Consider the following 24,242-nt stretch of genomic DNA (forward strand, 5'->3'; position numbering starts at 1 on the left):
CCCTTTGTCCGTCACCGATCTCCAGGCCCCTTACGTCGTCCCGCTCGCGCCGGACGTGCACGCCTTCGTCCAGCCCGACGGCGGCTGGTGCCTCAACAACGCCGGGTTCCTCGGCGACGCGCGGGAGTCGCTGCTGGTCGACACCGCGGCGACCGAGCGCCGGGCCCGGCTGCTGCGGGAGGCGGTCCTCGGGCAGGGGCTGCCGCTGCCGGGGACGATCGTCTCCACCCACCACCACGGCGACCACACGTACGGCAACGGGGTGTTCCTGCCGGAGGCGCGGATCGTGGGGCACGAGAACTGCCGGAGCGAGCAGCTCGCGGCGGGGCACCAGCTCCATCTGCTGTGGCCGCGGACCGACTTCGGGACGGTCGACATCCAGCCGCCGACCGTCACGTACCGCGAACGGCTGACCCTGTACGTCGGGGAGTTGGAGGTACGGGTCATCCACCCGGGTCCGGCGCACACGACGGGCGACTCGATCGTGCACGTCCCCGAGCGGGGGGTGGTGTTCACCGGCGACCTGGTGTTCCACGGCGGGACGCCGTTCCTGCCGATGGGTTCGCTCGCCGGGTCCCTGCGTGCGCTCGCCCTGCTGCGCTCCCTCGACGCGCCGACGGTCGTGCCGGGCCACGGGCGGGTGACCGACCCTTCCGCGTACGACGCGACGGAGCGGTACCTGCTGTGGGTGCGGGAGCTGGCGGCGGAGGGGTACGCGCGGGGGGCGACGCCGCTGGAGACGGCGTCGCGGGCGGAGCTCGGCGAGTTCGCGGCGTGGCGGGAGAGCGAGCGGCTGGTGGCGAATCTGCACCGGGCGTACGCGGAGCTGGACGGGCTTCCGGAGGGCTCGGCGCTGGACCCGGTGGCGGTCTTCGGCGACATGGCGGTGATGAACGGGGGCGAGCCGGTGGCCTGCCACGCGTAGCCCTACCAGCTGCTCGGTTTCCAGTCCGGGGCCGCTCCGCGCATGGCCGCCGTGTCGTCGCGGTCGTGGTGGGTGCCGTCGTCGGACAGCCAGCGGTGGTGGAGCGCCGCGAGCGCGTCCCGGTCGAGGTCGACGCCGAGGCCGGGCGCGTCGGAGACGGCGAGGCGGCCCGCGCGGAAGACGGGCCGGGTGGTGATCACGTCCTCGGTCTGCCAGGGGTAGTGGGTGTCACAGGCGTGGTGGAGGCCGGGCAGCGTGGCCGCGACCTGGGTCATCGCGGCGAGGCTGATGCCGAGATGGGTGTTGGAGTGCATGGAGAGCCCGACGCCGTAGGTCCGGCAGAGCGCGGCGAGTTCGCGGGTGCGTCCGAGGCCGCCCCAGTAGTGGTGGTCGCAGAGGACGATCCGTACCGCCTCCTTCGCGAAGGCCTCCGGGACCTCCTCGAAGGTGGTCACGCACATGTTGGTGGCGAGCGGCACGTCGGTGCGGGCGGCGATCTCGGCCATCGCGTCCGTGCCGCTCGCCGGGTCCTCCAGGTACTCCAGGACGTCCCCGAGTTCCCGCGCGACGGCGAGCGACGTCTCCACGGACCAGGCGCCGTTGGGGTCGAGGCGGAGGGGGCGGCCGGGGAACGCCTCGGCGAGCGCGCGGATCGCGGCGATCTCCCGCTCGGGTTCGAACACCCCGCCCTTGAGCTTGAACGAGCGGAAGCCGTGGAGGCGGTCGAAGCGGCGGGCCTGGGCGACGATCCCGGCGGGGTCGAGGGCCGCGCCCCAGTCGTCGACGGGGCCGCCGGCGGGATGGGTGGCCCAGCGGTGGAAGAGGTAGGCGCTGTACTCGACGGAGTCGCGGACCTTGCCGCCGAGCAGGGCGTGGACGGGCAGGCCGAGGGTCCTGCCGAGTGCGTCGAGGCAGGCGGTCTCGAAGGCGGAGACGACGGAGAGGCGGAGCTTGTCGGCGGTACGGACGCCGCGCAGGCCGCCGGCGTCGACGGCCGGGTCGACATCCGCCTGGTGCGGATCCACCGATTCCGAAAGCGCGAAGAGAGCGTTCACATCCGTGATCGAGCGGCCGGGAAGCACCTCGGCCAGCCGGCCGGCGATGTCCAGGTACACGGTGTCGCCGTACGTCTCCCCGAGGCCACTCACCCCTCCCCGGGTGACCACTTCGACCACCAGGCGGGGGGTGTAGGGCTGGTGCACCCCCTGGACGTTGAGGAGGGGCGGGTCGGAGATCAGGATCGGGGTGAGCCGGACTTCGTCGACGATCAGCTTCGCATCCATATGTGAACCCTATTCAGGGATGCGATCGGTGACCAGAGCCAGGGGGCCGGTTTCCCGACACCCCCCTGGACGACATACCGACTGGTCGGTCATCATGAACGCCGACCGAAGCCGATCCGGAGGTACGTATGAGTTCCGCCCCGCCGCCAGGCCTCGACCCCGAGCAGCTGCGCCGCTTCCTCGACCGCGAGCGCCCCGGCCTGGTGTCCGGCCCCCTCGAAGCCCGGCTGATCGAAGGCGGCCGGTCGAACCTGACCTACGTGGTGACCGACGGCGCCGCCCGCTGGGTCGTCCGCCGGCCGCCGCTCGGCCACGTCCTCGCCACCGCGCACGACATGCGCCGCGAGCACCGCGTCATCAGCGCGCTGCACGACACGGCCGTACCCGTGCCGCGGACGCTGCTGCTCTGCGAGGACGACTCCGTGCTCGGGGCGCCCTTCTACGTCATGGATTTCGTCGAGGGGACGCCGTACCGCACGGCCGCCGAACTCGCCCCGCTCGGCGCCGAGCGCACCCGCGCCGCCGTCCTCGGCCTCGTCGACACCCTCGTCGACCTGCACGCCGTGGACCCGGAGGCCGTCGGGCTCGGCGACTTCGGGCGCCCCGACGGCTTCCTCGACCGGCAGCTGCGGCGCTGGGGCAAGCAGCTCGACGCCTCGCGCGGCCGCGAACTCGCCGGGATCGACGAGCTGCACGCCGCCCTCGGCCGCGCGCTCCCCGGCTCGCCCGCGCCCACCGTGATCCACGGCGACTACCGGCTCGACAACGTCCTCATCGACGACACCGACCGCATCCGCGCCGTCCTCGACTGGGAGATGTCCACGCTCGGCGACCCGCTCACCGACCTCGGTCTGCTCGTCATGTACAGCACCCCGCTCGACCTGCCCGACTCCCCCATCTCCACCACCGCCACGGCGCCCGGGCACCCGACCGCCGCCGAACTCGTCGAGCGCTACGCCGCCCGCTCGGGCCGCGACACCTCGGCGCTCCCCTGGTACACCGCCTTCGCCTGGTTCAAGCTCGCCGTGATCCTGGAGGGCATCCACTACCGCTGGACCCTCGGCCAGACCGTGGGCGCGGGCTTCGACCGCATCGGCGAACTCGTCCCCGTCTTCATCGAGCACGGCCTGACCACCCTTCAGGAAGGCTGAACCACCATGGACTTCGCCTACGACGCGCGCACCGAGGAACTCCGCGAGAAGCTCCTCGCCTTCATGGACGCGCACGTGTACCCCGCCGAGACCGTCGCCGAGGAACAGCGCACCCGGCTCGCCTCCCCGTGGGACACCCCGCCGGTCGTCGAGGAACTGAAGGCCGAGGCCAAGCGGCAGGGCCTGTGGAACCTCTTCCTGCCGGACGCGGAGTACGGTGCCGGCCTGACGAACCTCCAGTACGCGCCGCTCGCCGAGATCACCGGCCGCAGCCCCCACCTCGCGCCGACCGCCCTCAACTGCGCCGCCCCGGACACCGGGAACATGGAGCTGCTCGCCCAGTTCGGCGACGAGGCGCAGAAGAAGCAGTGGCTCGAGCCGCTCCTCGCGGGCGAGATCCGCTCGGCGTTCGCGATGACCGAGCCGGAGGTCGCCTCCTCCGACGCCACGAACATCGAGACCCGGATCCGTCGGGACGGCGACAGCTACGTCGTCGACGGCCGCAAGTGGTACATCTCCGGGGCGATGAACCCCGACTGCACGATCTTCATCGTCATGGGCAAGACCGATCCGGACGGCGCGGACCCCCGCCGCCAGCAGTCGATGATCCTGGTGCCGCGCGACACCCCCGGCGTCGAGGTGCGCCGGGCGATGCGGGTCTACGGGTACGAGGACCACTACCACGGCGGCCACGCCGAGGTGGTCTTCGACGGCGTCCGGGTCCCCGCCTCGCACCTCATCGGCGAGGAGGGCGGCGGCTTCGCCATCGCGCAGGCCCGGCTCGGCCCCGGCCGCATCCACCACTGCATGCGGCTGATCGGCATGGCCGAGCGGGCGGTCGAGCTGATGTGCCGGCGCGCGGTCACCCGTACCGCCTTCGGCAAGACGCTGGCCCAGCAGGGCGTCGTACAGAACTGGATCGCGGACGCCCGGGTGACGATCGAGCAGCTGCGGCTCCTCGTGCTGAAGACCGCCTGGCTCATGGACACCGTGGGCAACCGGGGCGCGCACACCGAGATCCAGGCCATCAAGATCGCCACCCCGCGCGCGGTGGTCGACATCATCGACAAGGCCGTGCAGGCGCACGGAGCGGGCGGTGTCTCGCAGGACTTCCCGCTCGCCGAACTGTGGGCGGCGGCGCGGACCCTGAAGCTCGCCGACGGCCCGGACGAGGTGCACCAGCGGTCGCTCGCGCGGCGGGAGCTGAAGAAGTACCTGTAGGAGCGGGGCGGCCCCGGCGGAGGGCCGGGGCTCAGGGGCGGAGCGCTCGGAGCAGGAGGTCGGCGAGGTGGCCGGCGACCTGCTCCGGGGTGAGCGGCCCGTCCGGGCGGTACCACGTGGAGAGGTGGTGCACCGACCCGAAGTGGTAGTCCACGACCAGGTCGGCGGGGGTCGCCGTGGAGAAGACCCCGGACCGCTGGCCCTCCTCGATCAGGGCCCGGAAGCGCTCGTGGTAGTGCCGCCGCTCGGAGCGGACCTGCTTGTTCTTCTCCGGGCTGAGGTGGTGCATCGAGCGGAAGAAGATGGCGGCGTCGTCGAGGTTCTCGATGGTGGTGACGACGACGTCGGCTGCGGCGGCCCGCAGCCGCTCCTCGATGGGCGCGCCGGAGTCCGCGTACGCGTCGAGGCGCTCCTGCTGGAGGCGCAGCACCCGGGAGTAGACCTCCTGGAGGAGGTCCTCCTTGGAGCCGAAGTAGTGGTAGAGCGCGCCCTTGGTGACCCCGGCGGCCTCGACGATCTCCTGGACGGAGGTGCGGTCGTAGCCCTGCTCGGCGAAGAGCCGGGTGGCGGCGGCGAGGAGCCTCTGGGGGACGGGTGTGCCGTCCCCGTCCGTCGTCCTGGCCATGCTCCGCCGCCTTCCTTGGTGATCGTTCCGTGGGGTGGTGCCGTGGTGCCCGGGGGATCGTTCCGGTGACCTTTTTCGGTCAGGGGAACGCCTTCCCGCCGGTAGATCTTCGCATCCGATCGGGCCCCGGTTAACGACCGCCCGTCTCCCAGGCCCGCTGGACGTGGTTCATGGTGCCGAGCCAGCGCTCGGGGTCGGTGGCGCGGTTGCGGTAGTAACCGGCCACTTCGGGGTGCGGCAGGACGAGGAACCGCTCGGCGGCGATGGCGTCGAGGAGGGCGTCGGCGACGTCCTCGGGCTCGATGGCGGTGGGGGCGAGGACGAGCTCCCCGGCCGTTCCCGCGGCGGTCAGCATGTCCGTACGGACGCCCTGCGGGCAGATGGCGTGGACGGCGAGGCCGCGGTGCCGGTAGGTGAGGGAGAGCCATTCGGCGAAGGCGTACGCACCGTGCTTGGAGACGCTGTACGGCGCCGCGCCGATCATGGTGAGCAGTCCGGCGGCGGAGACGGTGGAGACGAACCGGCCGCTGCCGCGCTCCAGCCAGTCCGGCAGGAGGGCGCGGGCCGCGCGGACGTGGGCCATCACGTTGACGTCCCAGGCGGCGGCCCAGACGTCCTCGTCGGCGAAGGCGTCGCCCGGCGAGGAGAGTCCGGCGTTGGCGCACCAGATGTCGACGGTGCCGCCGAGGGCCTCGCGGGCCTCCTCGACGACGGCGGAGGCGTCACCGGGGACGGCGAGGGCGCCGATCTCCTCGGCGACGGCCTTGGTGCGGACCGGGTCGAGGTCGTTGACGACGACCCGGGCGCCCTCGGCGGCGAACCGCCGGGCGAGGGCGGCGCCGATGCCGCCGCCGGCTCCCGTGACGACGACTCCGGCGCCCTGGACCTGGTTCGCGCCCTCGCTCATGGACCCACCTCTCCGTTGGTGACGGCCCGCGGGGGCCCGTGACGGCCTCCGCCGACCTGTGACGACGCGAACAGACTAACCAGTCGGTATGGAAGACGGAAGGGTGTCGGCCGCACGCCTCGTTCCCGTGGGCGGTCAGGACCGCTAGCGTGCGGGCCCATGTCACGGGCCCGCCCGGGGGCCGGCGATCGAGGAGGTTTCGCATGGGTCTGTCGCGACGGAGTCTGCTGGCCGCCGGCGGCGCGCTCGGGGCGGTGGCCGCCGCCGCGCCCGCCGCCTCGGCGGACGGACGGCCGCACCACGCGCGCGTACGGACCGGTTTCGAGCGCCTCGCGGCGGACGGGTACGCCCTCCTCGCGGGCGAGCGCGTCGGCGTCGTCACCAACCCCACCGGCATCACCCGGGACGCCGTGCACATCGTGGACGTGATGCACGCGGACGAGCGGGTGGACCTGGTCGCCGTCTTCGGCCCCGAACACGGCTTCCGGGGCACCGCGCAGGCGGGCGGCTCCGAGGGGCGGTACGACGATCCCGCGACCGGACTGCCCGTCTACGACACCTATCTGAAGAGCGGGCAGCCGCTCGCGGACGTCTTCACCGCGTCCGGTGTGGACACGGTCGTCTTCGACATCCAGGACGTCGGCGCCCGCTTCTACACGTACATCTGGACGCTGTACGACTGCATGGTGGCCGCTGCCCTCGCCGGGAAGCGGTTCGTGGTCCTGGACCGGCCGAACCCGGTGACCGGCCGGGCGGCGCTCGGGCCCGTCCTGGACCGGGCGTTCGCCACGTTCGTCGGACGCGAACCGATCGCGCAGGCCCACGGCATGACGGTGGCCGAGCTGGCCCTGCTGTTCAACGGCGAGTTCCTGGCCTCACCGGTCGCCCTGGAGACCGTGCGGATGACGGGCTGGCGGCGGACCGACTTCTTCGACGCGAGCGGGCTGCCCTGGGTGCCGCCCAGCCCGAACATGCCGACGCCGGAGACCGCGCTCGTCTACTCCGGCACCTGCCTCTTCGAGGGGACGAACCTCTCCGAGGGCCGGGGCACCACCCGCCCCTTCGAACTCCTCGGCGCCGAGGGCGTCGACCGGCGCTGGGCGGAGGCGGCCGCCGCGCTCGGCCTGCCGGGCGTCAGGTTCCGCGAGGCGTACTTCGCGCCGACCTTCTCCAAGTTCCAGGGGAAGACCGTGGGCGGGGTGCAGCTGCACGTCCACGACCGGGAGTCCTTCGACCCGGTACGGACCGGGATCGGGCTCCTGGTCACCGCCCGGAGCTCGTGGTCCGGCTTCGCCTGGCGCGCGGACAACTGGATCGACAAGCTGACCGGCTCGACCCGGGTGCGGACCCTGATCGACGCGGGCGCGGGCGTGGACGAGACGGTGGGGGCGTGGCAGGCGGACCTCGCGGCGTTCCGGGCGGTACGGAAGGAGTACCTGCTCTACCGCTGAGGAGGTGCGGGGGCCCGCGGGCCGGTGGGGTTTTCCCCAAGATCGACAGGGGTGTGGGCGGGATGTCCCCGGCGGGGCGCACCGGCGACGCTGGACCCATGATCCTTTCCCGCACCTCGTCACGACGCCGGCTGCCCCTCGTCGGCCTGCTGGTCGCCGCCTGCCTCGGCACCCTGGCTCCCGCCGCCGGGGCGGCCGGGACCGCCGGGGCCCCGGCCGCGCCCGACCCGGCCCGCGCACTCGCCCGCACCGCCCAGCCCCTGACCGACCTGGAGCCGCTCGACCGGATGATCGGCTCGGCCAAGGTCGTCGGCGTCGGGGAGGCCACCCACAGTTCGGCGGAGTTCTTCACCACGAAGCACCGGATCTTCGAGCACCTCGTGGAGCGCCGGGGCTTCACCACGTTCGCCCTGGAGGCCAGCTGGTCCACCGGGCTGCTCGTCGACGAGTGGGTGCGGACGGGCCGCGGTGACATCCGGGCGATCATGCGGGACGAGTTCCAGGAGTCGTACCGCCTCTGGAACACGGAGGAGTACCTCGACCTCTTCCGCTGGATGCGGGCGTACAACCAGCGGCACCCCGGCCACCAGGTCCGCTTCATGGGCAACGACCTGGGCTACGCGGGCGCCAACCTCTTCGACGACGTGACCGGGTACGTGGCCCGCGCCCACCCCGCGCTCCTCCCCCGCTTCCAGGAGCTGTACCGGGCCTCGCGTCCGGTGGGCGGGGTCGAGGCGTGGATGAAGGGCTACATGGCCAAGCCGCGCCCCGAACGGCAGCGGATGGCCTCCGAGGTGAACACCGCCCTCGCCCTCCTGGAGCGCCAGCGGCCCGGGAAGGACGCACGCGCGCGTGAGGCGGCTTCGTGGGCGGTCCAGCACGCGCGGGCCATCGCCCAGGTCGGCACCGAGTACGCCCACGATCTGGACACCGGGGCGGGCGTCGCCGAGGCGATGCTCTACCGCGACCGGATCATGGCCGAGAACACCGTGTGGTGGCAGCGGAAGACCGGCGACCGGATCCTGCTCTCCGCGCACAACGGGCACATCGGGTACGAGACGACGAAGCCGGACCACTACCCCCGGCTGCAGGGCGCCTTCCTCAGGGACGCCCTCGGTCCGGAGTACGTGAGCGTCGGCACCTCCTTCGGCCGGGGCTCCTTCAACGCGCACGACACCGGGGCCCCGGGCGAGCCGCTCCGGGTCTTCACCGTCGGACCGCTCGGCCCCGACAGCAACGCCCACACGCTGGACCGGGTCTCGTCCGCGCCGTTCTACCTGGACCTGCGGCGCACGACGCCGGCGGCGCGCGACTGGCTGGGCACGCACCGGACCACCCGGGGCATCGGGACCGCGTACCCGTGGCCGGGCGCGGAGGCGCCGGTGCGGCTCTCGACCGCGTACGACCTGCTGATCCACTTCCCCAGGATCTCGGCGGCCCGGCTGCGCTGAGGCGGGGGCCGCCGGATCGGTGACGCGGCCCGGGCACACGGGTGGCGCCCCTGCCGCCGAAACGGTACGCCTCCCCCGGCCGAGGTCTGGCCGGGGCCACGCGCGGGCATGCTGGCCCTGGAGCCGCCGCCCGCGCTTGGCGCGTCCGGAGCGCGGTGGCCACCTCGACGTGGAGGGACGGTCGGGCCGTTGTCCGGGATGAGTGTGGAACCGTACCGGGAGATCACCTTCGACAAGGAGGGCGACGGGCCCGCGGGGCAGTCCGCGGCCCTCGCCGCACTGGCCCGGCAAGGGGTCACCGACCTGGTGGTGTTCGCGCACGGATGGAACAACTCCCCGTCCGGCGCCACCCGGCTCTGCTCCGACTTCTTCGAGCCCTTCCCCGGCCTGCTCGCCCCCGGCGTCGAGGCCGGGTACGCGGGCGTGATCTGGCCCTCGATGATGTTCACGGGCGAACCGGTCTCCGACTACCGGGCCCTCGTGACGGTCCTCCCGGAGAAGGAGCCGGTGATCGACCGGCTCACCGAACTCCTGGCGACGGCTCCGCCGGACGAGGCCGCCTTCGCCGAGTTCGGGGCGCTGCTGCGGGACCTCACGGACGTGCCCTCCGGTGGCGGCCCGGAGGGCTTCTCCGAGGCCGCCGAGCCGGTGCCGGAGTTCCTCGTCGCCGACCCGGTGGACGTGTGCGCCGTCTTCACGGAGGCACTGGAGCCGGCCGGGCCCGGGCCCGGCGTCGCCGCGCCCGGAGCCGTCGGGCCGGACGACGTCGGACTCGGAGTCGTCGGGCCGGACGGGGTCGGGCCGGGGGTCGTCGGGCCGGACGGGGTCGGGCCCGGCGTCGTCGGGCCGGGCGGTTACGGGGAGGAGGGCTTCGGGGAGGGCCTCAAGCGGTACTGGAAGGGGGCCCGGGAGGTCCTGCGGCAGGCCACGTACTACGTCATGAAGAAGCGGTCGGGCCAGGTCGGCGAGTTCGGACTCGGTCCCCTGCTCGGCGAGGTCGCCAGGGCTGCGCCCCGCCTCCGCGTCCATCTCGTGGGCCACAGCATGGGCGCCCGGCTCGTCGCGTGCGCCCTGAAGGGGCTTCCGCCGGGGGCCCGGCCGGTCGCTTCCGTCACGCTGCTCCAGGGCGCCTTCTCGCACTACGCGTTCGCGGCCCAGCTGCCGCACGACACCCGGCGCTCCGGCGCCCTGCGGGACATGCAGCAGCGGGTCAGGGGGCCGGTGGTGGCCTGCTACTCGCGGCACGACACCGCGCTCGGGGTGATGTACCCGCTGGCGTCCCGGCTCGCGAACGACGACGCGGAGGCCGTCCCCGGCGCCCGGCTGCTCGGTCTGGACGACCCGCGCTGGGGCGCGATCGGGCACGACGGCGTACAGGCGGTGCCCGGGACGGTCGTACGGCCGCTGGCGGCGCTGCTGCGCGAGGGGGTGCCGGCCTCGGGATTCGTGAGCGTGGACGCCTCGGACGTGGTCAGCGGGCACAGCGACATCCGCCGACCCGAGCTGGCCCGGGTCGTGGTGTCGGCGGCCCGGGCGGGCCGGTAGGGCGACCGGCCCACCGGGCGGAACCGCTGGTGGGGCCGGGGCCCGGCCTCACCGGACCCTTCCGTTCCGGTCTCTCCCGGCAGCCCCTCGCGCACCGCTGATGGCTCCCATCGGGAATCCGATGGAACACGGCGGGGCGCTCGTTCGTCCCTCTGATATCGCGGAAGGACCAGCGACGGAGGTGGCGAGGGATGGCCGGTTTCCGGAGTCTCGCGAGACAGGTGCGCGATCCGGGGTGCGACACGGCACTGCGCAGGTACTCGCTGCGCAAGTGCCTTGAGCGGTTCGCGCCGTACGGGCACCGGGCGACGTGGGACCACCTGTGCCGCCGGCACAGGTTCGGACCCGAGGACCGGGAGCTCGACCCCGGGCGGCTGATCGCCGCGCTCGACGAGCTGGAGGAGGCGCGGGCCGTGTGGCTCGCGTACGAGGAGGAGTTCGCCGCCCGGCGGCGGCGCGAGAAGCAGGAAGGCCTGCGCGGGCTCGGTGCCGTCGACGACTGGCACCGGCGCGTCTGGGGCGGCAACGGCGTGGTCCGCTGCGGCGATCCCGCGGTGCACCCGTCCGACCCGCTGCCCGAGGTGCTGCGGCGGCTGATCACGGCCCTGGAGCGCGGCCCCGGCGAGCGGTGCCCGGTGTGCGCGGGGCCGCGGATCGAGTGGGCCGGTCCCGGCGACGGGTACGAGCCGTGGCTCGGGCCGGTGTGCGGGGACTGCGGGGTGGGCGTGCCGCGGACGGTGCTCACCTCGGGTGCGCTGGCCCGCGCCCGGGAGGAGCGGAACCGGCAGCTGGCGTCGGCGGCGTGACGCCGCCGGGGGCCGTCCCGCCCGGGACGCTCCAGGTCTGTCTCAACGGGGGACGGGGGCCCGGGGATTCGGCGGCGGTGCCGATGTCGCCCGAGTCGCTCGCGGAATCCGCCGCGGGGGCGGTGGCGGCCGGCGCGACGGAGGTGCGCCTGCATCCCCGTACGCCGTGCGGAAGGACGTCGCTCTCCCCGCGGGTGCTCGGGCCGGTGCTGGTCGCGGTGCGGGCGGCGGTCGGCGGGCGGCCGCGGGTCACGGCGGCGGCTGCGGCCGAACCCGATCCGACGCGCCGGACGGAGCGCGTCCGTTCCTGGCAGGTGCTGCCCGACCTGGTGTCGGTCGACTGGCACGAGCCGGGTGCGGAGGAGGTGGCGGCGGCGCTCCTGGAGCGCGGCATCGGCGTCGAGGCGGCGCTGTGGGCCCGTACGGACGGGCCGGAGCGCTTCGCCCGCTCGCCGCTCGCCCCGCGGGTCGCGCGGGTCCTCGCGAAGGTGCCGCGGGCGGTGTCGGGGACGGTACCGGAGGCCGAGGCGGCCGCCCGGTCGCTGCTCGGCGGGCTCGCGGCCGGGCCCGGGGTCCCCGTCCTGCTGCACGGGGAGGACGGCGGCGCCTGGCCGGTGCTGCGGCTCGCCCGCCGTCTCGGCCTCGGCTCCCGGACCGGTCTGGAGGACACCCTGCTGCTCCCGGACGGCACCCCGGCCCGTTCGAACGCCGAGCTGGTGAGCGCCGCCCTGGCGCGACCGGCGGGCCCCGGGGCCCGATCCGCGAGACGGGCCCTGGACGCCCCCTAGTTCTGGTCGGCGCCGGTGCGGCGGATCGGCAGCAGGCGGGAGCCGGCCATCCGCTCGCCGAAGACGTCGTCGGGGTTGGACAGGACGCAGGTCTCCAGGGAGAGGCAGCCGCAGCCGATGCAGTCCGTCAGGTGGTCGCGGAGCCGGCCGAGCTGCTTGATCCGCTCGTCGAGTTCGGTGCGCCAGGTGGCGGAGAGCCGGGCCCAGTCCTCGTTCGTGGGGGTGCGCTCCTCCGGGAGCTGGGCCAGTGCCTCACGGATCGTGGCCAGCGGGATGCCGACCCGCTGCGCCGCCCGGACGAAGGCGACCCGGCGCAGGGTGTCGCGGCCGTAGCGGCGCTGGTTGCCGGTGGTGCGGCGGCTGGTGATGAGCCCCTTGGCCTCGTAGAAGTGCAGGGCGGAGACGGCGGCACCGCTACGGGCGGCGAGCTGGCCGACGGTGAGCTCGTGGATCTTCTCTGGAATCTGCGGCACCCCGCGACCCTACTGGTCCGTTGACAGCGGCCCGCCCACCCCACATGCTGAGCAAGCGCTTAGATACCGACCGTTGGGTATGCCGCACCCGCCCGGGTACGCCGTACCAGAAGGGAACAGGAACATGGCCGAGCCGAGGATCTTCACCTCCGCCGAGGAGCTGCGCGCGGGGGTCGGCGAGCAGCTGGGACACAGCGACTGGGTGGAGATCGACCAGAAGCGGATCGACCTCTTCGCGGAGGCGACCGGGGACCACCAGTGGATCCACGTGGACCCGGAGCGGGCCGCGTCCGGCCCGTTCCGCACGACCATCGCGCACGGCTATCTGACCCTGTCGCTGCTCCCGCTGTTCGTTCCGCAGGTGCTGCGGGTCGAGGGCATGAAGATGGGCCTCAACTACGGCACCGAGAAGGTGCGCTTCCCGGCCCCCGTCCCGGTCGGTTCGCGGCTGCGCGCCACCGCCGTCCTGACGAAGGTCGAGGAGGCCGGCGGCGGCGTGCAGGTGACGGCGGCCGTGACGGTCGAGCGCGAGGGCTCCGAGAAGCCCGTCTGCGTCGCCGAGTCGGTCTCCCGCTACTACTTCTGAGCGCCGACCATCCTGAGGACGAGGTCGGCGTAGAGCGCGCCGACCTCGTCGGGGGTCCGGCGGCCCTGGGTGGTGAACCAGCGCGAGACGTCGATGCAGAGCGAGAGCACGGCGACCGTGGTGCCGTGCACGTCGGGCACGTCGAACTCGCCCGCCGCCACGCCCTCGTTGATGATGCCGCGCACCACCGCGTCGGACTCGCGGCGCAGTTCCACGATCTCGGCGCGGTGCTCGGGGCCGAGGGCGTCGAGCTCGTACTGGACGACCCGGGCGGTGGTGTGGCGCTCGGCGTGCCAGCGGACGAAGGAGCGGACGGCGTCGGCGAGCCGCTCGGCGGCGGTGCCCTCGCCGTCGGCCGCGGCGCGGAGGATCTCCAGCGCCTTGTCGTGACCGATCCGGCTGATCCGGTGGAGCAGCTCTTCCTTGGTCTTGTAGTGGATGTAGAGCGCGGCCGGGCTCATCCCGGCGCGGCCGGCGATGTCGCGGGTGGTGGTCGCGTGGTAGCCGCGCTCGGCGAACGCCTCGACGGCGGCCACGAGCAGCCGCCGGGCCGCTTCGGGCGTGACCTCGCCCCAGGGCATGTCCTCGCCCCCGGGCGTCTCCTCCGCCACGCTCATCGCACACTCCCTCTCGACCCCGTCAGGACGAACACCATACAACGAGGGTGAGCAAGCGCTTAGAGATCCGGCGGCCCGCCGGTACGCGCCCGGCCGCGGAGCCCGGCGGCTCAGAGCTTCTGGAAGGGGTCGTGCTCGGCGAGCAGCTTCTCCAGGCGGGCCTGGTCGACCCGGCTGACGATCTGCCCGGCCTCCTGGCGGTCCCGGACGACCTTGGCGAGGGTGAAGGCCGAGGTCGTGAGGTAGAGGACCGCGACGGCGAGGAAGGCGCGGACCCAGGCGCTGGCCTCCAGCTGGTAGATCCCGATGGCCACGGCCGCGAGGGCGATCCCGAAGGAGAGGACGGCCTGCATGTAGTAGGCGGCGGTGTTCTGCTGCTTGACCGGTGTGTCGCTCATGGGCACAGCATCGGACGGATGTGGCGGGTGCCACATCCGTCCGGGTACTCAGTGAGGTACTCAGAAGGCCGAGACGCCGGTCAGCGCGCGGCCGATGATGAGCTTCTGGATCTGGCTGGTGCCCTCGTACAGGGTCATCACGCGGGCGTCGCGCAGCAGTTTGCCGACCGGGTACTCGTCGATGTAGCCGTAGCCGCCGAAGACCTGCAGGGCGTTGTTGGCGGCACGGACGGCGGCCTCGGAGGCGTACAGCTTGGCCTTGGAGGCGGCGGTGGCGAAGTCCTGGCCGCGGTCGATCAGATCGGCGACCCGCCAGGTGAGCAGCCGGGCGGCGTCCACGTCGACGGCGATGTCGCTGATGAGCTCCTGCACCAGCTGGTACGAGGCGATGGGCTTGCCGAACTGCTCGCGCTCCCCGGCGTACCGCACGGCCGCGTCGAGGGCGGCCTGGGCGATGCCGACGCAGCCGGCCGCGACCGACATGCGGCCCTTGGCGAGGGCGGACATGGCGACGGTGAAGCCCTTGCCCTCGGGGCCGAGCAGGGCGGCGGCCGGGACGCGGACGTCCTCAAGGACCAGTTCGGCGGTGGCCTGGCCGCGCAGACCGAGCTTGCCGTGGACGGCCCGGCGGGTGAGGCCGGGGGTGTCGGCGGGGACGAGGAAGGCGGAGACGCCCCTGTGGCCGGGGGTGTCGTTGGTGCGGGCGAAGAGCAGGACGACGTCGGCCCAGGTGCCGTTGGTGATGAACATCTTGCTGCCGTTGATCACGTAGTCGCCGGAGCCGCCGTCCCGTACGGCCCGGGTGGCGAGGTTGCCCGCGTCGGAGCCGGTGCCGGGCTCGGTGAGGCCGAAGCAGCCGAGCGCCTCGCCGGAGGCGAGCCGCGGCAGCCACTCCCGCTTCTGCTCCTCGCTCCCCCAGGCGGCGACGGTCTTGGCGACGAGCCCGAGCGAGACGGAGACGATGCCGCGCACGGAGGAGTCACCGCGTCCGAGCTCCTCGGTGACGAGGCAGTACGCGAGGTGGTCGCCGCCGGAGCCGCCGTACTCCTCCGGGATCGTGAGCCCGAGGAAGCCGACGGCGCCGAGCTTCTTCACGATCGCCCGGTCCACCTCCTCGGCGCGGTCCCAGGCGACGGCGTGCGGGGTGACCTCGCGTGCGACGAAGTCCTCGGCGAGCCGCCGTACGGCTTCCTGCTCCTCGCTGAGTTCCAGATTCATGCGGCGCCCACCTCACCCGACCGTTTAATTACCACTGCTAGTTTTCTTTCCGCAGGCCTACTATGTGCGCCATGGCCCGACCGCGCAAGCCCCTGCTCAGCCGAGACCGCATCGTCGAGACGGCGGGCGCGCTCGTGGACGCGGAGGGGCTCGGCGCGCTGTCGACCCGGCGGCTCGCGGCCGAACTCGGGGTGAGCGGCCCCTCGCTCTACAACCACTTCCGCACCAAGGACGAGATCCTCGACGCCGTCGCCGACGCGGTGAGCGCGAAGATCGACCTGTCGATGTTCGCGGCGGACGACGACCGCGACTGGCTGACGGCGCTGCGCGACTGGGCGGTCTCCTACCGGGCCGCCCTCGCCGACCACCCCCACATCGTCCCGGTCCTCGCCCAGGGCCCCGGCCGCCGGCCGGCCGGTCTGCGCGTCGCGGACGCCGTCTTCGGCGCCATGGTCCGCGCCGGCTGGCCCCCCGCCCAGGCCACCTCCATCGGGGCCCTGATGCGGTACTTCGTCACCGGCTCCGCCCTCGGCTCGTTCGCGCGCGGCTTCGTCGACGACGAGACGGCCTACGACCCCGCCGACTACCCCCACCTCGGCCAGGCGCACCGCCTCGCCGAGCACCGGCAGAAGGTCGACGAGGGCGCCTTCGACACCGGACTGCGGGCGCTGCTCGACGGGCTGCGGCTCCAGTACGAGGCGCAGCGGCTCCCGCACGAGGCCCAGCCGCTCCCTTCCGGCACCCCGGCACCGGATTCCTCCGCGGCCGGGGCGGCCGACCGGCCGACCATGTGACGGTTCGGTCCCCGCCGAAGCATGGGTGCGGGAGGCTTGGCCCATGGCTGCCAGTGACCTCGCCGCGCTCGCGGCGCTCTTCGCGGACGAGACCCGTGCCGCGTTCCTGCTCGCCCTGCTCGACGGCCGGGCCTGGACCGCCGGGGAACTCGCCCGGCACGCGGGCGTGGCGCCGTCCACCGCCAGCGAGCACCTCGGGAAGCTCGTCACCGGGCGGGTGCTCACGGAGGAGCGGCAGGGCCGCCACCGGTACGTGCGCCTCGCCGACCCCGGGATCGCCCACCTCGTCGAGGACCTCGCCGCCCGGTCCGAGCCGGCCGTGGCCGCGCCGCCCCGCTCCCTCGCGGCCGCGACCGCCGGACGGGCGATGGCCCGGGGACGGACCTGCTACGACCACCTCGCGGGGCGGCTCGGCATCACGATCACCGAGGCGATGACCACCCGTGGACTGCTGCGCCAGGACACCGGGTTCGCGCTCACCGACCGGGGACTCGCCTGGTTCGACGGGCTCGGCATCCCGCTGGAGCGCCGGGGGCGGCGGCCCGTCGCACGCGGCTGCCTCGACTGGACCGAGCGCCGGCCGCACCTCGCCGGCCTCGCGGGCGCCGCGCTCTGCCGGCACGCGCTGGACGCCGGGTGGTGCGTACGGATCGGGTCCGAGCGTGCCGTGAAGGTGACCGGGGCGGGTGAGAACGCGCTCCACGCCGCCCTGGGCATCGCCCCGGAGGCGCTGCGCTGAGGGATATTGCGGTGAGCACCGAACGGTCCGCGCCGTACGGTCGGAGCATGCAGAAGCAATCCTCCCGGCTCGCGATCGGCGCCGCCGGGGTCACCGTCGTCCTCTGGGCCTCCGCCTTCGTGTCCATCCGGAGCGCCGGGGAGGCCTACTCCCCCGGCGCGCTCGCCCTCGGACGGCTGCTCGCCGGGGCCCTGGTGCTGGGAGCCGTCCTCCTGGTCCGGCGGGAGGGCCTGCCGCCCCGGGCGGCGTGGCCGGGGATCGTGGTCTCGGGCCTGCTCTGGTTCGGGGTGTACATGGTGGTGCTCAACTGGGGCGAGCAGGAGGTCGACGCGGGCACGGCGGCGATGGTGGTGAACATCGGGCCGATCCTGATAGCCCTGCTCGGCGCCCGCTTCCTGGGCGAGTCGCTGCCGCCCCGGCTGATCGCCGGGATGGCGGTGTCGTTCGCGGGCGCGGTGACGGTCGGCCTCTCGATGTCCCGGACGTCCTCCGGCGCGCACGCCTCGGTGCTCGGGGTCCTGCTCTGCGTCCTCGCGGCGATCGCGTACGCGGGCGGTGTCGTGGCGCAGAAGCCGGCGCTCGCCCACGGCAGCGCGCTCCAGGTGACGGGGTTCGGGTGCCTGGTGGGGGCGGTGGCCTGTCTGCCGTTCGCCGGGCAGCTGATCGACGAGGCGGGCCGGGCCCCGCTGTCGGCGACCCTGAACATGGTCTACCTGGGGGTGTTCCCGACCGCGCTCGCGTTCACCACCTGGGCCTACGCCCTGGCCCGTACGACCGCCGGACGGATGGGCGCGACGACGTACGCCGTGCCCGCGCTCGTCGTGCTGCTCGCCTGGCTGTTCCTGGGCGAACTGCCCGGGCTCCTCACCCTCGGCGGGGGTGCGCTGTGCCTGGCAGGTGTGGCCGTATCGCGCTCCCGTCCGCGTCCGTCCCCGGCCACCGGAACGGCTGAATCCACCTGACAGGGCATACCCCCGATTCCGGACACTTCGCGAACGACTGCCGCCGGGCGGGCGCTTGCGACCAGGAATGAAGGTGCGCGTCAACCCCTGGATTCGGCCGTTCGCAAACGCGGGCACGTTTCATGGGCTCCCGGCCGGATAGTTTCGAGTCGGTCACAGGCGCAGGCCGGAACATCACGCTCCGGCACCTTCTCGCAAGCCGACGGGGGAGCTCATGGCGATTCAGCAGCGCGCGGAACGTACGAGACAGGAGATCCTGTCGGCGGCCGCGAGGGTGTTCGACGGGCATGGCTACGAGCGGGCCTCACTGGCCAGGATCGCCGGCGAGGCAAGGGTCACCACCGGCGCGCTCGTCTTCCACTTCGCCACCAAGGCGGATCTGGCGACGGCGGTCCGGGGGCGGGCCCGCGCGGTCACCCGGATCACGGTCGAGTCGGCCTGCCTCTCCACGGAGGGCGTGGGCGGGACCGCGATCGACAAGCTGGTGATCGCCACGCACGCGCTGATCCGGCTCTTCGAGACCGACCCCACGGCCAGGGCCGGTGAACGCCTCGCCCGCGAACTCCAGTTGACCGACCCCGGGCTCTCCGGGGACTGCCCCTGGCGGCGCGAGGTGGCCCGGCTCGCGCGCTACGCGGAGGCCGAGAAGGCCCTGCGCCCCGGGGTGGACGCGACGGCGGTCGCCGCACTGATCGGCTATGTGATCACCGGCGTCGAGCTGGAGATGCGCGGCCCGAACACCGCCCCGGCCGGCGAGAGCTGGCCTCCGGAGGAGCCCAGGACCGCCGAGAACGGCGCCCTGCACGGACCCGCCGAGCAGCGGCTCGCCCGCATCTGGGCGTTGATCCTGCCGGGCCTGGTCCACCCGGCCGGACGACGGCACGGCGCGTAGCTCCGCCGGCGACCCACCCCACCTACGCCGGGCCTGCGGGCCCGAGACGCTTCCGCCCCCGCGCGTATCCCGACCGGATCCGCGCGGGGGCGGCTCTGTGCGGGGGCTCCGTGCGAAGACTCCCGTTCATCCCGCCGAGCGCAGCAGCTGGCGGGCGAAGTCCGCGAGGGAGCGTCCGATGCGCTCGGTCGACAGCCCGAGTTCGTGCCGCTGGAACTGGTAGAGCTCGGGTGAGAGCGGGCTGAGCGCGATGTCGATCAGCGGGTCCGGGTCCTGGACCCCGTGGTCGACGAGCAGCGTGCGGACGTGCACGCGCCAGAAACCGTACGCCCCCGTCCGGAAGCGCGCGGGTCCGGTCTCCGCGCCGAGGGCCAGCGGCAGATGCCGTTCGAGCAGGTCGAGCATCGCCAGGTAGAACGCCGCGAGCCGCTCCCCCGCGCCCGCCCCCGGCCCGAGCGGCGGCGGGCCGTAGATGAGCTGTCCCTGGAGCCGGCGCTCGTGCTCGTCGAGCAGGGCGACGGCGACCGACGACGGGTCGGGGAAGCTGCGGTACAGCGTGGCGCGGCCCACCCCGGCGGCCTTGGCGATCCGGTCCATGGTGACCGAGCGCGGATCCTGCTCGGCGAAGAGCTGCTCGGCCGCGGCCAGGATCTGGGCGCGGTTGCGTTCGGCGTCCGCGCGTCTGCGCGGGGCGACCGGCTGCTCGTCGGCGGCCTGGAGGTCACCGAGGAGCCCGCCGACCCGGTGTACGGAGGCGGCTCGACGTCCGCGCTGCTCGTCGTCGCTCATGGACCAGACCTTACTTCCCCAGGAGCTAAGTGGACACCTTGTCCGTTTGCCTTATCTCATGGCATGCTAAACGGACTCAGTGTCCACTTACCCGCTCGCCACCCCGCCCCAGGGAGATCAAGATGCATACCGCGCTCCTCGCCGCGGCCCTGCTGGTCGGCTGCCTCCTGGCCGTCCAGGCCTCGGTGAACCTCCAGCTCAACTCGGCCGTCGGCACCCCCTACGGCGCCTCGACCATCCAGCTCGGCGTCGCGACCGGTCTGCTGACCGCCCTCGCGATCGCGGCCGGAACACTCGGCGCGCTCGGCAAGCTGCCCGACGTCGAGCCCTGGCAGCTGCTCGGCGGACTGGCCAGTCCGCTCTACATCACCAGCGGCATCCTGCTCTTCCCGCGGCTCGGCGCCCTCGCCGCCGTCGGGCTCTTCGTCACCGGCCAGATGTTCGCCTCGCTCGCGCTCGACCTCTTCGGCCTGCTCGGCCTCGAGAAGAAGGACCTGAGCGCCGGGATCGTCGTCGGAGCCGTGGCCGTGCTCGCCGGCATCGTGGTGATCATCCGCGGCATGAAGGCGGCGGCCCCTCCCGGCGCCCCCAAGATGTCGAGCGCCGGCCGGGCCGGCTGGCTCGCCCTCGGCATCATCGCGGGAGCCGTGCTGCCCGTGCAGGGCGCGGTCAACGCCCAGCTGCGCGCCCAGCTCCAGCAGCCCGTCACCGTCGCCGTGATCAGCTTCGCCGTGGCGACCTTCACCATCGCCGTCGTCCTGCTCGTGCTGTACGCGACCCGCAGGACGCCCAAGCCCAAGATCGCCCCGCTGAAGAAGATGCCCTGGTGGGGCTGGCTCGGCGGTGCCTGCGCCGCCGCGTACGTCACCGGCACCTTCCTGCTCATCCCCGAGATCGGGGCCGCGGTGACCATCGCGCTCACCGTGACCGGTCAGCAGCTCACCTCGGCCCTGATCGACCACAAGGGCCTCTTCAAGCTCCCCCAGCGCTCCCTCACCAAGGCCCGCGCCCTGGGCCTCGGCCTGCTGATCGCCGGCTCCCTGACCATCCAGCTCGTCTGACCCGGGCCGTCACTCCCCCCGGGACCCCACCCGGGGGGCTCACGGCCCGCACGGTGCGCCATGAAAGGTGTGTCATGAAAGCGTCCTACACCGCCGGGCCGGACCTCCACGTCCTCCCCTCGGCGCTGCCCATCCCGGGCCTCGGCGACCAGCCGGTGAACGCCTTCCTCCTCCGGTCCGGCCAGCCGCTCCTCGTGGACACCGGCATGCCCGTCGACCGGGAGGGCTTCCTGGACTCCCTCTGGTCCCTGATCGAGCCCGCCGATCTGCGCTGGGTCGTCGTCACCCACGACGACCGCGACCACACCGGCGCCCTCGCCCGGATCCTGGAATCCGCGCCGAACGCCAGGGTGCTCGCCAACGCCATATCACTGACGCGAATATCGGAAGAGTTCAGCATTCCGCAGGAACGGGTAGTAACTGCGAACCCGGGAAGTCGCGTGAAAGTCGGTGATCGTGAGTTGAGTTTCCACCGGCCCCCCACGTTCGATTCCCCCGGAACCCTCGCCGTGTTCGACCACTCCGATGGAACGCTCTACAGCTCCGACAGTTTCGGGACCGTCGTCGGAGAAATCAGGCACGAGTTCGCCGATCTTTCCGAGGAGGAATTCTTTCACGGCTTCGAGGTCCTCAACCGGGCGATAGCCCCGTGGACCGCGCTGGTCGACGAGGAGAAGTTCCTGCGGCCCGTGCGCGAACTGGCCGCCCTGCGCCCCGCGAAGCTGCTGAGCGCCCACGGGCCGACCGTCCGCGAGGAGGCCGTACCGCGGCTCTTCGAGGCGATGGCCCGCATCCCCGCCCTGCCCGCCTGGCTGCCCGACGCCGACCTCGACCTGGAGGCGGCGCTCGACGCAGTGGAGTCCCCCGCCGGCTGAGCCCCGCTCCGCCCGCGTACGAACCGAGGAGAACCATGCCCGACCCGACCACCGCCGATCTGACCCCGCCGCGCGGAGTCGTCACCGTCTTCTCCGACATCTGGTGTTCCTTCGCGCACATCGCCATCCACCGGCTGCACGCCACCCGGGCCCGGCTGGGCCTGGAGGAGCAGGTCTCCTTCGACCTGCGCGCCTTCCCCCTGGAACTGCTGAACGACGCCCCGAGCCCGCGCCCCGGCACGGACAGCGAGGTGGCCCGGATGGCCAGCCTGGAGCCGGCCGCCGGCTGGCAGCTGTGGCAGGCCAAGGACTGGCTCTACCCCTCGACGACCCTGCCCGCCCTGGAGGCGGTGCTCGCCGCCAAGGAGCAGAGCCTGAACGCCTCGGAGCAGCTCGACCTGGGGCTGCGCCGGGCCTTCTGGGCCGAGTCCCGCTGCATCAGCCATCGCAAGGTGATCCTGGAGGTCGCCGCGGACACCGGCGTGGTGGACGTGGACGCCCTCACGGAGGCGCTGGACGACGGGCGCGCCCGCCGCTCCCTCGCGGACCAGGCGGCCCTGTCGGCGAGCGACCGGATCAACTGCAGCCCCCACCTGTTCCTGCCCGACGGTTCCGACCACGCCAACCCCGGCATCGAGGTGGGCTGGGAGGGCGCGTACGGCATCGGCTGGCCGGTGATCTCGTCGGACGACCCGAAGGTGTTCGAGGACATCCTGCTGCGGGCCGCCACGGAATAGTGGAACAAGCCGCGAAAGCGGCCCGATAAAGGGAACGACGGCCAGGCATTCCTATTCGAGGAATGCCTGGCCGTCGTTCCTTTTTTTGATTCCGAGAACATCGCGGTGATTATTAATTGCGTGACCCGTGCGTTATTCGCAAGGGCGGTCGGAGCTCCTAAAGTCATTCACGCCGCCGGAATTCCGGACGGAGATTCGTATCGACAGCGGGAGTTCTTCATGTCGTTGACCGACAAGGCCGATGTCAGCACCTTCGTCGACCTCACCCAGCACGAGATCGAGGCGCTGAAGACCCGGTTCAACCTCGCCGACGCACACACCCACCAGCGCCAGTCCGCCTCCCAGGAGCGGATCGTCTCGCGGCTCCCCGAGCTCTGGCACGAGTCGGAGTCGAAGCAGCAGGCGCACTTCGAGCGCCAGTTCATCGACGCCTTCTTCCGGCTGCACCAGCAGCCGACCGCCCGCGCCATGCAGCGGACGCTCCTTTCCTACTCCGCCAGCGTGTCGACCATGGTCGCCGGCATGTTCCTCAAGCAGCGCGGCATGTCGGTGCAGCTGGTCGAGCCCTGCTTCGACAACCTGGTCGACCTGCTGCGCAACATGCAGGTCCCGATCGCCCCGTTCGCCGAGTCGGCGCTGCACGACAAGGACGCCATCTACGACCGGCTCGTCGAGGAGATCGACGCGGACGCGATCTACCTCGTCGACCCCAACAACCCCACCGGGTTCACCCTGCTCGCCGAGAAGCTGGAGGGCTTCCGCGAGGTCGTGCGCTACTGCGTGGACCACGACAAGGTCCTGGTGATGGACTTCTGCTTCGCGTCCTTCGCGCTCTGCGACGAGGGCATCGGCCGGGTGGACATCTACCAACTCCTGGAGGAGTCCGGCGTCACGTACATGGTCATGGAGGACACCGGCAAGACCTGGCCGATCCAGGACGCCAAGTGCGCCATGATCACCGCCAGCCGGAACATCCAGGAGGAGGTCTACAACCTCCACACCAGCGTCCTGCTGAACGTCTCGCCCTTCGTCCTCAACATGGTCACGCAGTACGTCGAGGACTCCATCACCGACGGCTTCGCCTCCGTCCGCGACATCATCCGCACCAACGGCGAGGCCGCCCGCAAGGCCCTGGGCGGCACCATCCTGGAGTTCCAGGAGCCGGTCGTCGGCACCAGCGTCGCCTGGTTCCGCATCAAGCCGGAGCACCTGACCGCCACCCAGCTGCAGGCCGTCCTCTTCGACGAGGAGGTGTACGTCCTGCCGGGCACCTTCTTCTACTGGAACACCAAGGAGAAGGGCGAGCGTTACGTCCGGCTGGCCCTGGCCCGCGAGCCGGAGCTGTTCGCCGGCGCGATGGAGCGCATGCGGAAGGTGCTCGAGCGCTATGCGGTCTGACGCGAACCCGGTGGCGTTCATCGACGCCACGGCCTTCATGGGCATGCACAGCGAGGACGACGCCGTCCGGGTGGCCGCCAAGGCCTTCTTCGCGGACCGGCTCGCCGCCGGGGACGCCGGCGCGGTCGTCATGAGCTGGGAGCAGGTCGGCCGCTGCGACGACCTCGTGTGGGGCTACGAGCGGGGGGTGCAGGACGAGTACTACCCGTTCATGGACGTCCTCCACACCGATCTGGCCGTCGACCGCGTCCCGTACACCGAGGACGACGTCCGCCGGGCCTTCACCGAGCCCGCGCTCGACGGTCTGCCCACGCACGAACGCCTGCTGCTCGCCCAGGTCATCGGGCGCGGCGGCGTGCTCCACACGGCGAGCCCCCGGCTGACCGGGGCGGCGGGGCTGCCCGTCGTACCGCTCGCGCCCCCCGCGCCGGCCGGCGCTCCCGCCCCCGGCGAGGAGCCGTCCTTCCCCGCGTACCTGGAGGACCTGTACCAGCGCTCGCTGGTGCTGACGGTCGTCTCCGAAAACCTCTGACGAGCCTCCGCAGACATT

The 24,242-nt window shown here is 72.7% G+C and carries 26 protein-coding genes; 18 read left to right on the top strand and 8 right to left on the bottom strand.

The genetic code is table 11. The features are described 5' to 3' along the window. The first annotated feature begins 4 nt into the window (after positions 1-4). The gene (locus DEJ43_RS06375) at positions 5-925 is read left to right on the top strand and encodes an MBL fold metallo-hydrolase (RefSeq protein ID WP_015032495.1); all 921 of its coding nucleotides are present in this window, start codon (positions 5-7) and stop codon (positions 923-925) included. A 2-nt stretch (positions 926-927) separates the two neighbouring features. Here the strand turns inward: DEJ43_RS06375 and DEJ43_RS06380 are convergent, their stop codons facing one another. Continuing rightward, positions 928-2,208 (bottom strand): enolase C-terminal domain-like protein, encoded by a 1,281-nt coding sequence (locus tag DEJ43_RS06380; protein WP_015032496.1) that lies wholly within the window; start codon positions 2,206-2,208, stop codon positions 928-930. A 128-nt stretch (positions 2,209-2,336) separates the two neighbouring features. On the opposite strand from DEJ43_RS06380, the gene DEJ43_RS06385 reads away from it, so the two are divergent. After that, positions 2,337-3,359 (top strand): phosphotransferase, encoded by a 1,023-nt coding sequence (locus tag DEJ43_RS06385; RefSeq protein ID WP_015032497.1) that lies wholly within the window; start codon positions 2,337-2,339, stop codon positions 3,357-3,359. A gap of 6 nt (positions 3,360-3,365) precedes the next feature. Beyond that, positions 3,366-4,580, top strand: a complete 1,215-nt coding sequence (locus DEJ43_RS06390) for an acyl-CoA dehydrogenase family protein (RefSeq protein WP_015032498.1) — start codon at positions 3,366-3,368, stop codon at positions 4,578-4,580. Positions 4,581-4,611: 31 nt separating this feature from the next. Here DEJ43_RS06390 and DEJ43_RS06395 read toward each other — a convergent pair whose 3' ends face one another. Together DEJ43_RS06395 and DEJ43_RS06400 are read right to left on the bottom strand one after the other, a co-directional pair. Then, a complete protein-coding gene (locus DEJ43_RS06395; protein WP_015032499.1) occupies positions 4,612-5,205 on the bottom strand; it encodes a TetR/AcrR family transcriptional regulator in 594 nt (197 codons plus the stop codon). A gap of 130 nt (positions 5,206-5,335) precedes the next feature. Further along, entirely contained in the window at positions 5,336-6,112 is a 777-nt protein-coding gene (locus DEJ43_RS06400) for an SDR family oxidoreductase (protein ID WP_015032500.1), read from the bottom strand. A 203-nt stretch (positions 6,113-6,315) separates the two neighbouring features. Between DEJ43_RS06400 and DEJ43_RS06405 the strand changes: the two genes are divergently transcribed. The 5 genes from DEJ43_RS06405 (at position 6,316) to DEJ43_RS06425 (ending at position 12,153) form a co-directional block, all read left to right on the top strand. Then, positions 6,316-7,563, top strand: a complete 1,248-nt coding sequence (locus tag DEJ43_RS06405; protein ID WP_015032501.1) for an exo-beta-N-acetylmuramidase NamZ family protein — start codon at positions 6,316-6,318, stop codon at positions 7,561-7,563. Positions 7,564-7,661: 98 nt separating this feature from the next. Further along, positions 7,662-9,014 (top strand): erythromycin esterase family protein, encoded by a 1,353-nt coding sequence (locus DEJ43_RS06410; protein WP_041662184.1) that lies wholly within the window; start codon positions 7,662-7,664, stop codon positions 9,012-9,014. Positions 9,015-9,218: 204 nt separating this feature from the next. Beyond that, on the top strand, positions 9,219-10,559 hold the full coding sequence (locus DEJ43_RS37735; RefSeq protein WP_106433686.1) for an alpha/beta fold hydrolase: 1,341 nt from the start codon (positions 9,219-9,221) through the stop codon (positions 10,557-10,559). A gap of 191 nt (positions 10,560-10,750) precedes the next feature. Continuing rightward, positions 10,751-11,365 carry a hypothetical protein gene (locus DEJ43_RS06420; RefSeq protein WP_015032504.1) on the top strand — a complete coding sequence of 205 codons (615 nt, stop codon included), beginning with the start codon at positions 10,751-10,753 and terminating at the stop codon, positions 11,363-11,365. Beyond that, positions 11,362-12,153 carry a 3-keto-5-aminohexanoate cleavage protein gene (locus DEJ43_RS06425; RefSeq protein ID WP_015032505.1) on the top strand — a complete coding sequence of 264 codons (792 nt, stop codon included), beginning with the start codon at positions 11,362-11,364 and terminating at the stop codon, positions 12,151-12,153. Before DEJ43_RS06420 ends, DEJ43_RS06425 begins: the two co-directional genes overlap by 4 nt. On the opposite strand, the gene soxR is transcribed toward DEJ43_RS06425, so the two are convergent. Continuing rightward, on the bottom strand, positions 12,150-12,626 hold the full coding sequence (gene soxR / locus DEJ43_RS06430) for a redox-sensitive transcriptional activator SoxR (RefSeq protein WP_015032506.1): 477 nt from the start codon (positions 12,624-12,626) through the stop codon (positions 12,150-12,152). The two genes, DEJ43_RS06425 and soxR, sit on opposite strands and share 4 nt — an antisense overlap. Before the next feature lie 124 nt (positions 12,627-12,750). Here soxR and DEJ43_RS06435 point away from each other — a divergent pair, with 124 nt between their 5' ends. Continuing rightward, positions 12,751-13,212 (top strand): MaoC family dehydratase, encoded by a 462-nt coding sequence (locus DEJ43_RS06435; protein ID WP_041662186.1) that lies wholly within the window; start codon positions 12,751-12,753, stop codon positions 13,210-13,212. Here DEJ43_RS06435 and DEJ43_RS06440 read toward each other — a convergent pair. The 3 genes from DEJ43_RS06440 to DEJ43_RS06450 all read right to left on the bottom strand — a co-directional run bounded on the left by DEJ43_RS06440 (position 13,203) and on the right by DEJ43_RS06450 (position 15,445). After that, positions 13,203-13,829, bottom strand: a complete 627-nt coding sequence (locus DEJ43_RS06440) for a TetR/AcrR family transcriptional regulator (protein WP_015032508.1) — start codon at positions 13,827-13,829, stop codon at positions 13,203-13,205. The genes DEJ43_RS06435 and DEJ43_RS06440 overlap by 10 nt on opposite strands. Positions 13,830-13,939: 110 nt before the next feature. Further along, positions 13,940-14,227: a YiaA/YiaB family inner membrane protein gene (locus DEJ43_RS06445; protein WP_071891178.1), complete on the bottom strand. Its 288-nt coding sequence runs from the start codon at positions 14,225-14,227 to the stop codon at positions 13,940-13,942. 60 nt (positions 14,228-14,287) lie between these two features. Beyond that, positions 14,288-15,445, bottom strand: coding sequence for an acyl-CoA dehydrogenase family protein (locus DEJ43_RS06450; protein WP_015032510.1), 1,158 nt, complete (start codon positions 15,443-15,445; stop codon positions 14,288-14,290). A gap of 71 nt (positions 15,446-15,516) precedes the next feature. On the opposite strand from DEJ43_RS06450, the gene DEJ43_RS06455 reads away from it, so the two are divergent. The 4 genes from DEJ43_RS06455 (at position 15,517) to DEJ43_RS06470 (ending at position 18,832) form a co-directional block, all read left to right on the top strand. Then, entirely contained in the window at positions 15,517-16,239 is a 723-nt protein-coding gene (locus DEJ43_RS06455) for a TetR/AcrR family transcriptional regulator (protein ID WP_051025843.1), read from the top strand. Between the two features lie 43 nt (positions 16,240-16,282). After that, positions 16,283-16,978 carry an ArsR/SmtB family transcription factor gene (locus tag DEJ43_RS06460; RefSeq protein WP_015032512.1) on the top strand — a complete coding sequence of 232 codons (696 nt, stop codon included), beginning with the start codon at positions 16,283-16,285 and terminating at the stop codon, positions 16,976-16,978. A 47-nt stretch (positions 16,979-17,025) separates the two neighbouring features. After that, a complete protein-coding gene (locus DEJ43_RS06465; RefSeq protein WP_051026025.1) occupies positions 17,026-17,940 on the top strand; it encodes a DMT family transporter in 915 nt (304 codons plus the stop codon). Positions 17,941-18,154: 214 nt separating this feature from the next. Further along, positions 18,155-18,832: a TetR/AcrR family transcriptional regulator gene (locus DEJ43_RS06470; RefSeq protein ID WP_015032514.1), complete on the top strand. Its 678-nt coding sequence runs from the start codon at positions 18,155-18,157 to the stop codon at positions 18,830-18,832. Between the two features lie 126 nt (positions 18,833-18,958). Here DEJ43_RS06470 and DEJ43_RS06475 read toward each other — a convergent pair whose 3' ends face one another. Beyond that, positions 18,959-19,621 carry a TetR/AcrR family transcriptional regulator gene (locus tag DEJ43_RS06475; protein ID WP_015032515.1) on the bottom strand — a complete coding sequence of 221 codons (663 nt, stop codon included), beginning with the start codon at positions 19,619-19,621 and terminating at the stop codon, positions 18,959-18,961. 122 nt (positions 19,622-19,743) lie between these two features. Here DEJ43_RS06475 and DEJ43_RS06480 point away from each other — a divergent pair, with 122 nt between their 5' ends. The 5 genes from DEJ43_RS06480 to DEJ43_RS06500 all read left to right on the top strand — a co-directional run bounded on the left by DEJ43_RS06480 (position 19,744) and on the right by DEJ43_RS06500 (position 24,224). Beyond that, the gene (locus tag DEJ43_RS06480) at positions 19,744-20,682 is read left to right on the top strand and encodes a DMT family transporter (RefSeq protein WP_015032516.1); all 939 of its coding nucleotides are present in this window, start codon (positions 19,744-19,746) and stop codon (positions 20,680-20,682) included. Between the two features lie 74 nt (positions 20,683-20,756). Further along, complete coding sequence (locus DEJ43_RS06485) at positions 20,757-21,557, top strand: MBL fold metallo-hydrolase (protein ID WP_041662188.1); 801 nt, start codon at positions 20,757-20,759, stop codon at positions 21,555-21,557. 35 nt (positions 21,558-21,592) lie between these two features. Then, positions 21,593-22,294, top strand: a complete 702-nt coding sequence (locus DEJ43_RS06490) for a DsbA family oxidoreductase (protein WP_015032518.1) — start codon at positions 21,593-21,595, stop codon at positions 22,292-22,294. A 219-nt stretch (positions 22,295-22,513) separates the two neighbouring features. Further along, positions 22,514-23,692 (top strand): aminotransferase class I/II-fold pyridoxal phosphate-dependent enzyme, encoded by a 1,179-nt coding sequence (locus DEJ43_RS06495; RefSeq protein WP_041662189.1) that lies wholly within the window; start codon positions 22,514-22,516, stop codon positions 23,690-23,692. Beyond that, complete coding sequence (locus tag DEJ43_RS06500) at positions 23,682-24,224, top strand: DUF6190 family protein (RefSeq protein ID WP_015032520.1); 543 nt, start codon at positions 23,682-23,684, stop codon at positions 24,222-24,224. The genes DEJ43_RS06495 and DEJ43_RS06500 overlap by 11 nt, the downstream gene beginning before the upstream one ends. Positions 24,225-24,242: the final 18 nt, after the last annotated feature.

Origin of the sequence: Streptomyces venezuelae ATCC 10712 (assembly GCF_008639165.1) — a bacterium.
Lineage (GTDB): Bacteria > Actinomycetota > Actinomycetes > Streptomycetales > Streptomycetaceae > Streptomyces > Streptomyces venezuelae.